Raw genomic sequence first — 7722 nt, 5'->3', positions numbered from 1 at the left:
CCCGTCCCCTCCCCCCCCCCCCCCCCCCCCCCCTTCCTCCCCCGGCCCCCCCCCCCCCCCCCCCCCCCCCCCCCGCCGCCTCACCCGGCCGCGGCGAACTGGGCCGCGTACAGGCGGTGGTACGCGCCCTCGGCGGCCATCAGCTCGTCGTGGCTGCCCTGCTCCACGATCCGCCCGGACTCCATCACCAGGATCACGTCGGCGTCCCGGATCGTCGACAGCCGGTGGGCGATGACGAAGCTCGTCCGCGACGACCGCAGGGCCGCCATGGCGTGCTGCACCAACGACTCCGTGCGGGTGTCCACCGAACTGGTCGCCTCGTCCAGGATGAGCAGCGACGGGTTGGCCAGGAATGCCCGCGCGATGGTCAGCAGCTGCTTCTCACCGGCGCTGACGTTCGTCGCCTCCTCGTCGATGACGGTGTCGTACCCGTCCGGCAACGTGCGCACGAACCGGTCCACGTAGGTGGCGCGGGCCGCGGCGATGATCTCCTCCTCGGTGGCCGAGGAGTTGCCGTAGGCGATGTTGTCGCGGATCGTGCCGCCGAACAGCCACGTGTCCTGCAGCACCATGCCGGTCTGCGCCCGCAGGTCCTCCCGCTTCAACGCGGTGATGTCCACCCCGTCCAGCGTGATGCGGCCCGCGTCCAGCTCGTAGAACCGCATGATCAGGTTCACCAGCGTCGTCTTGCCCGCGCCGGTCGGGCCGACGATCGCGACCGTCTGCCCCGGCTCGGCCACCAGCGACAGGTCCTCGATCAGCGGCTGCTCGGGCCGGTAGGAGAAGCTCACGTGCTCGAACTCCACCCGGCCGCGGCGTTCGGCGGGCAACGACGCCTCCGCCGGGTCCGGCTCCTGCTCCTCGGCGTCGAGCAGCTCGAACACCCGCTCGGCCGACGCGACGCCGGACTGCATCAGGTTCGCCATCGACGCCACCTGGGTCAGCGGCTGGGTGAACTGGCGTGAGTACTGGATGAACGCCTGCACCTCGCCGAGCGTCATCGCGCCGGACGTGATGCGCAGGCCGCCCACCACCGCCACGGCCACGTAGCTGACGTTCGACAGGAACATCATCATCGGCATGATCAGGCCGGACACGAACTGCGCGCCCATCGCCGAGCCGAGCAGCTCGTCGTTGCGGCGCTTGAACTCCGCCTCCGATTCGCGCTGCCGGCCGAAGACCTTCACCAGCTGGTGGCCGGTGAACGCCTCCTCGATGTGCGCGTTCAACGCGCCGGTGTGCTTCCACTGCGCCACGAACAACGCCTGCGACCGCTTGCGGATCCGCCCGGTCGCCACCACGGAGATCGGGATCAGCAGCAACGCGATCAGCGTCAGCAGCGGCGAGATCGTCAGCATCATCACCAGCACGCCGATGACCGTCAGCAACGACGTCAGCAGCTGGCTCAGCGTCTGCTGCAACGTCGTCGACACGTTGTCGATGTCGTTGGTGACGCGGGAGAGCAGCTCGCCGCGGGGCTTGCCGTCGAAGTAGCGCAGCGGCAGCCGGTGGATCTTGTCCTCGACGTCGGAGCGCAGCCGGAACACGAAGCGCTGCACCACGTTGTTCAGCACCCGGCCCTGCCACCAGCCGAACGCCGACGAGATCAGGTAGAGGCCCATCACCCACATCAGGACCGTGGCGAGGGCGGCGAAGTCGACGCCCGCGTCCGTGCCGCGCATCCGGCCGAGGACGCCCTCGAAGATGATGTCGGTGGCGTGGCCCAGGATCTTCGGCCCCGCCACGGCGAACGCCACGCTGATGACGCCGAGGGTGACGACCGCCAGCAACGCGATCCGCTCGCGCCGCATGCGCTGGACGAGCCGGCGCGCCGACGGGCCGAAGTTCTCCGCCTTGCCCATCGGCATGCCCATGCCGGGCATGCCGCCGCCCATCCGCGGCGGTGGCGGGGTCGCGGGGCGGGGAGTGGTCGTGGTGCTCATGCGGCCTGCTCCGAGGTCAGCTGCGACTCGACGATCTCCACGTAGGTGGGGCAGGAGTCCAGCAGTTCGTGGTGGGTGCCGATGCCGACGACGGTGCCGGCGTCCAGCACCACGATCCGGTCGGCGTCCAGGATCGTGGACACGCGCTGGGCGACGACCACCACGACGGCGTGCCGCGTGTGCGGTCGCAGCGCGGCGCGCAGCCGTGCGTCGGTGGACAGGTCCAGCGCCGAGAAGGCGTCGTCGAACAGGTAGATGTCCGGTCGGCGCACCAGCGCGCGGGCGATGGAGAGCCGTTGCCGCTGGCCGCCGGAGACGTTCGTGCCGCCCTGGGCGATCTCCGCGTCGAGCCCGCCGGGCATGGCCTCCACGAAGTCGCGCGCCTGCGCGATCTCCAACGCCTCCCACAGCTCGTCGTCGGTGGCCTCGGGCCTGCCGTAGCGGAGGTTGGACGCGACCGTGCCGGTGAACAGGTACGGCCGCTGCGGCACCAGCCCGATGCGCGCGCACAGCGCCTCGGTGTCGATCTCGCGGACGTCCGCGCCGTTGACGAGCACACCGCCGCCGGTCACGTCGATCAGCCTCGGCACGAGGTTGAGCAGCGTCGTCTTGCCGGTGCCCGTGCTGCCGATGATCGCGGTGCGGTGACCGGCCTCGGCGCGGAAGCTGATGTCGCGCAGCACCGGCTCGTCCGCGCCGGGGTAGCGGAACTCCGCGCCGCGGAACTCCACCGAGGTCTTGCCCGGCAGCTCGAGCAGCGGCGAGGTCGGCGGCCGGACCGACGAGTCGGTCTCCAGCACCTCGTTGATCCGCTCGGCGCTCACGGCGGCACGCGGGATCATCATCGAGATGAAGGTCGCGAACATCACCGCCATGAGGATCTGCATCAGGTAGCTCAGGAACGCCGTCAGCGCGCCGATCTGCATCTCGCCGGTGTCCACGCGGAACGCGCCGAACCACAGCACGGCCACGCTGGAGGCGTTGAGCAGCAGCATCACCACCGGGAAGATCAACGCCTGGAGCCGGCCGACGCGCAGCGCGGTGTCGGTGAGCGCGCCGTTGACGTCGGCGAAGCGCCGGGTCTCGGCGCGCTCCCGGACGAACGCCCGCACCACGCGGATGCCGGCCAGCTGCTCGCGCAGCACCCGGTTGACCTCGTCGATGCGCTCCTGCATCAGCCGGAACTGCGGCACCATGCGGATCACGATCAGGCCGACCGCGATCGCCAGCGCGGGCACGCAGACGACGAGCAGCCACGACAGGCCGACGTCCTCGCGCAGCGCCATCACGATGCCCGCCACGCACATGATCGGCGCGTTGACCAGCATCGTGCAGCCCATCACCACGAGCAGCTGGACCTGCTGCACGTCGTTGGTCGTGCGGGTGATCAGCGACGACGGGCCGAGCGTGGCGACCTCGCGCGCGGAGAACTCGCCGACGCGGTGGAAGACGGCCGCGCGGACGTCGCGGCCGAAGCTCATCGCCACGCGGGCGCTGTAGTAGACCGCGCCGATCGAGGAGACGATCTGGATGATCGACACGCCGACCATCCAGCCGCCGGTGGACAGGATGTAGCCGGTGTCACCGGCGGCGATGCCGAAGTCGATGATGTCGGCGTTGAGGCTCGGCAGGTACAGCGAGGCGACGGTGCCGATCAGCTGTAGCACGAGCACGACCGTCAGTTCACGTCTGTACGGCCGCAGGTGGGCACGCAGCAAGCGGCTCAGCAACGGTGTTCCCCCATAAGAAACGGATCGTGTCTAACATGTGCAAAGGTAGACCCGTGCGATAAGGAACGCAAAGTATCTAAAGGCTGGGTAAAGGCTTCGTCCGGTCGGGGTTCATGGACTCATGGTGACGGGCTCGTGGGTAGGGGGCTCGTCGGTGGCGGGCCCGGCGAGGTTCGGTGAGAGGGCAGGGTGACGGTGACGAAGTCGCGTCGACGTGGGGCGGAGCTGGAGCGGGCCATCCTGGACGCGGCGTGGGACGAGCTGCGCGAAGTCGGCTACGCGAGGCTCACCATGGAGGCGGTGGCCGCCCGTGCCGGGACGAGCAAGCCGGTCATCTACCGCCGGTGGGGCGGTCGGGCGGAGCTGGTGCTGGCTGCGTGGTTCCGCAACCTGCCCGCGGAACCCGAGCCGCCCGACACCGGCACGTTGCGCGGTGACCTGCGCACCCTGTTCGGCCGCATCGCCCGCCGGGCCGACTCGATGATGAACGAGATGGTGGCGGGCGTGATGGGTGAGGCGTTCCGGCACCCCGAGGTGGCGGCCCTGCTGGGTGAGCGCCTGACCAACCCGACGCCGCTGACCGAGGCCGTGTCGACGATCGTGGACAAGGCCGTGAGCCGGGCCGAGCTGCCGCCGGTCGAGCTGCCGCACCGGGTGCGGCGGCTGCCGCTGGACCTCATCCGCAACGAGTCGATGACCTGCGGCGCCCCGGTGAGCGAGGAGACCGTGGCGTCGTTGGTGGACGACGTCTACGTGCCGTTGCTGCACGGGTTGGCGGCCCTCCAGGAGGACGGGTGATCAGGCCCGGGTGACGCGGGCCAGCGCGCCGGTTTCGAGGGCGATCCAGAGGGCGCCGTCGGGGCCCGGGGTGATGCCGTGCGGTTCCGCGTGGGGCGCGGGGAGCGCGTGGGACTCCACGGCGCCGTCGGTGGTGATCACGCCGACCCGGTTGGCGCCCCACTCGGTGAACCAGAGGTCGCCGTGGCCGTCGGCGACGATGGCGTGCGGGCGTGAGGCGCGGTCGGGCAGCGGGAACCCGGTGAGCTCGCCGTCGGTGGTGATCCGGCCGATCCGGCCGGCGGCGATCTCGACGAACCACAGCGCGTCGTCCGGGCCGGCGCAGAGGCCGACCGGTCCGGCCGCGTCCGCGGGGAGCGGGTGGACGGTGACGGCGCCGTCGGTGGTGATCCGGCCGATGGCGTTGGCCTGGTTGAGCGTGAACCACATCGCGCCGTCGGGGCCCGCGGTGATGGCCGACGGGAACGCTCCGGTGAGCGGGAGCGGGAACTCGGTGATGTCGCCGTCGGTGGTGACGCGGCCGATGCGGTCGGCGTTGATCTCGGTGAACCACAGCGCGCCGTCGGGGCCCGGGGCGATGCCGTACGGGCCGCAGTCGGGGGTGGGTGGGGTGAACTCGGTGATCTCGCCGTCGGTGGTGATGCGGCCGATGCGGTGGCTCTGGTACCCGGTGAACCAGAGCGCGTCGTCCGGACCGGTGACGATGATGGTCGGCCGGCTGTCGGGGGCGAGGTGGTGGGTGGTCGGGGCTCCGCCGGGCGCCAGTCGTCCTATCCCGCTGCCCCGCACCAGGGTGTACCACAGCGCGCCGTCCGGGCCGGTGGTGATCGCGTAGGGGCCGCTGTCGTGGTCGGCGACGAGGTGGGTCTCGATGCTGACGGCGTGGCGTGGCATGGGGAGGAGTCGTTTCCTTCGAGGTCGGTGTGCGCACGTGTACGCAGCGTCCCGTCGGGGTAGTCCGGGCGGGCCGTGTGCACGCGTGTCTACACGGCAGGTCGGCTTCGGCCGGCTGGGTCAGACTGGCGCGGAAGGTTGAGCAAACCAGCCTCCGCGCCGGTCTGACCACCCATTTCCGGTCCCTCAGGCCGCTCGTTCAGCCGGACGTGCAGTTCAGGTCGGGGTCCGGGACGGACGGGCCGTTGGCGGTGAAGCCGAAGGTGGTCGAGCCGTCCGCGGGCAGCTTGCCGTTGTGGGCGGCGTTGGTGACGGTCACCGAGTTCTCGCCCAGGTCGAGGGTGCCGTTCCACAGGTTGCTGATCGCGTGGCCGGACGGGCGGGGCCAGGTCACGGTCCACCCGGTGAGGGCGCGGCCACTGGCGTTGCGCACGGTCACGTGGGCCTGGTAGCCGCCGGGCCAGGAGTTGGTGATCTCGAAGCGGGCGGTGCAGGTGCGCGGGGCGGTGCTCGTTGCGCTGGTGGTGGTGGCGGCGTTGGTCGTGGTGGTCGCGCTGGTGGTGGTCGCGCTGGTAGTGGTGGTGGGGGTGCTGGCGGGGGTGCTCGCCGTCGTCGTTGTCGTCGTGGTGGTGGTCGTGGTGGTGTCGTCCACGGCCGGTTGGGCGTTGCCGGTCGAGTCCGTGCGGGCCAGCGAGTTGCCGATCACGATGCCGGTCGCGACCAGCACGACGGCGCCGGCCACGAGCGCGAACCGTCGCCACGGCACGCGGCGCTGGGCGGGCAGCGGGCGGGTGTCGCCGTTCTGCGAGGCGCTGGGCTGGGGGTCGCCCGGCAGCGGCCGTCCTTCCACCACCGCGCCCAGGAGGCCGTGCAGCTCGGCCATCGTCGGCCGTTCGGCCGGGTCTCGGCGGAGCACGCGTTCCAGGACGTCGCCCAGCCTGCCCTGGAAGCGCATCGGCGCGACCTCGCCGTCCGCGATGCGGCGGAGCAGGGCGTACGGGTTGTCGGTGGTGCCGAACGGCGGGTGGCCCTCCAGCGCGGCGTAGAGCGTCGCGCCGAGGGCGTACACGTCGGAGGCGAACACGGCCTCCTGGCCGGCCGCCACCTCCGGCGCGAGGAACGCGGGCGTGCCGACGACCACCCGGGCGTCGGTCACGGTGTGCTCGCCGATCGCCCGGGCGATGCCGAAGTCGGCGATCTTCGCGGTGCCGTCCTCGGCCAGGAGGATGTTGAACGTCGTGACGTCCCGGTGCACGATGCCGTCGGCGTGGGCGGCGGTCAGCGCGGACGCGACCTGCCAGCCGACGCCGGCGACCAGCTCCTCGGGCAGCGGGCCGCGTTCGTCGACCAGCTCGGCCAGCGTCTTGGACGGCAGGTACTCCATCACCAGGCAGGGTTTGCCGCCGTGCTCGACGACGTCGTGCACGGTGACGGCGTGCGGGTGCCGCAGTCGTGCGGCGACCCGACCCTCCCGCACGATCCGCTCGACCGCGCTCGGGGAGTCGGCCGCGTTGAGGAGCTTGACCGCGACGGACCGCCCCAGGCGCTCGTCGCGTGCCCGCCAGACCACCCCGGCCGCCCCGCGCCCGACCAACTCCACCAGCCGATACCGCCCGGCGATGACCTCGTCCCGTTCCGACACAGCCAGAAGCTACTTGCCCGGCCGACCACCCGGCCAGCTCCGGTGATCGGGACAGGGGTGGCGACGGCGTGTCGAGAGCACCCGCCGGGCGCGGCCGGCAGCCCGCTGACCTGCGCCGGGACGGCCACCGGCGTGGTGGGCGATAGGCCGGGTGCTTCGTCGACGTCGCCGAACGGGCACCGGCGACCACGCCGCCTGGGCGCGTCGGATCGCGCGGAGCTCCGGGAGTGACAGCGAGTGAACTACCACGGTGGGGGGTACGCGCGGGCCGCGGAGGTCGTCGCGCACCGGCGCCCCGGACCGGCCGGTGGCGCCCGCCTCGCCGGCAACCGGGCCCATGGCGTGAACGCGACGATCGAAGCCAGGTTCTCCGCCGGGGTGCCGTGGCCGATCGGCATCATCAGCCACGACCTACCGATCCAGGCCGCGCATTTCCAACCCGACTACGGCGCCGACGGCATCATCCTGAAACCGGAGTTCTTCGCCGAGGTGGACGACGGCCCGGTCACGCTCACGTTCCACTTCTGGAGCGGCGCCACGACCGCCTACCGCATCACCAAGACCGGCGACGTCGTCACCGGCAACCCCGGCTGACCGGGAACGGGGGGGGGGGGGGGGGGGGCCGCCCACCCCCCGGTTCCGTCTCCCCACCAAAACCATCCCCCCAACACAAAAAAACCAAGGGGGAGAAACAACCCTTCTCCACGACCCAGGG

Annotated in this window: 6 protein-coding genes; 2 read left to right on the top strand and 4 right to left on the bottom strand. The window is 71.5% G+C overall.

What is annotated here, in order from left to right:
* Window positions 1-80: 80 nt before the first annotated feature.
* Both ACZ7GX_RS18475 and ACZ7GX_RS18470 read right to left on the bottom strand, forming a co-directional pair.
* Window positions 81-1943: an ABC transporter ATP-binding protein gene (locus ACZ7GX_RS18475; protein ID WP_498778187.1), complete on the bottom strand. Its 1863-nt coding sequence runs from the start codon at window positions 1941-1943 to the stop codon at window positions 81-83.
* Window positions 1940-3673, bottom strand: coding sequence for an ABC transporter ATP-binding protein (locus ACZ7GX_RS18470; protein WP_498778183.1), 1734 nt, complete (start codon window positions 3671-3673; stop codon window positions 1940-1942). The genes ACZ7GX_RS18475 and ACZ7GX_RS18470 overlap by 4 nt, the downstream gene beginning before the upstream one ends.
* 195 nt (window positions 3674-3868) lie before the next feature.
* Here ACZ7GX_RS18470 and ACZ7GX_RS18465 point away from each other — a divergent pair, with 195 nt between their 5' ends.
* Window positions 3869-4471, top strand: a complete 603-nt coding sequence (locus ACZ7GX_RS18465) for a TetR/AcrR family transcriptional regulator (protein ID WP_498778179.1) — start codon at window positions 3869-3871, stop codon at window positions 4469-4471.
* On the opposite strand, the gene ACZ7GX_RS18460 is transcribed toward ACZ7GX_RS18465, so the two are convergent.
* Both ACZ7GX_RS18460 and ACZ7GX_RS18455 read right to left on the bottom strand, forming a co-directional pair.
* Window positions 4472-5365, bottom strand: coding sequence for a Vgb family protein (locus ACZ7GX_RS18460; protein WP_498778174.1), 894 nt, complete (start codon window positions 5363-5365; stop codon window positions 4472-4474).
* A gap of 199 nt (window positions 5366-5564) precedes the next feature.
* Window positions 5565-7007, bottom strand: a complete 1443-nt coding sequence (locus ACZ7GX_RS18455) for a protein kinase domain-containing protein (RefSeq protein WP_498778172.1) — start codon at window positions 7005-7007, stop codon at window positions 5565-5567.
* Between the two features lie 237 nt (window positions 7008-7244).
* On the opposite strand from ACZ7GX_RS18455, the gene ACZ7GX_RS18450 reads away from it, so the two are divergent.
* A complete protein-coding gene (locus tag ACZ7GX_RS18450) occupies window positions 7245-7601 on the top strand; it encodes a hypothetical protein (protein WP_498778169.1) in 357 nt (118 codons plus the stop codon).
* Window positions 7602-7722 lie beyond the last annotated feature (121 nt).

It is taken from the genome of Actinosynnema sp. NPDC037264, assembly GCF_055603705.1.
The sequence above is the reverse complement of the archived record's forward strand: the minus strand, read 5'-3'. Positions and strand labels throughout refer to the sequence as shown.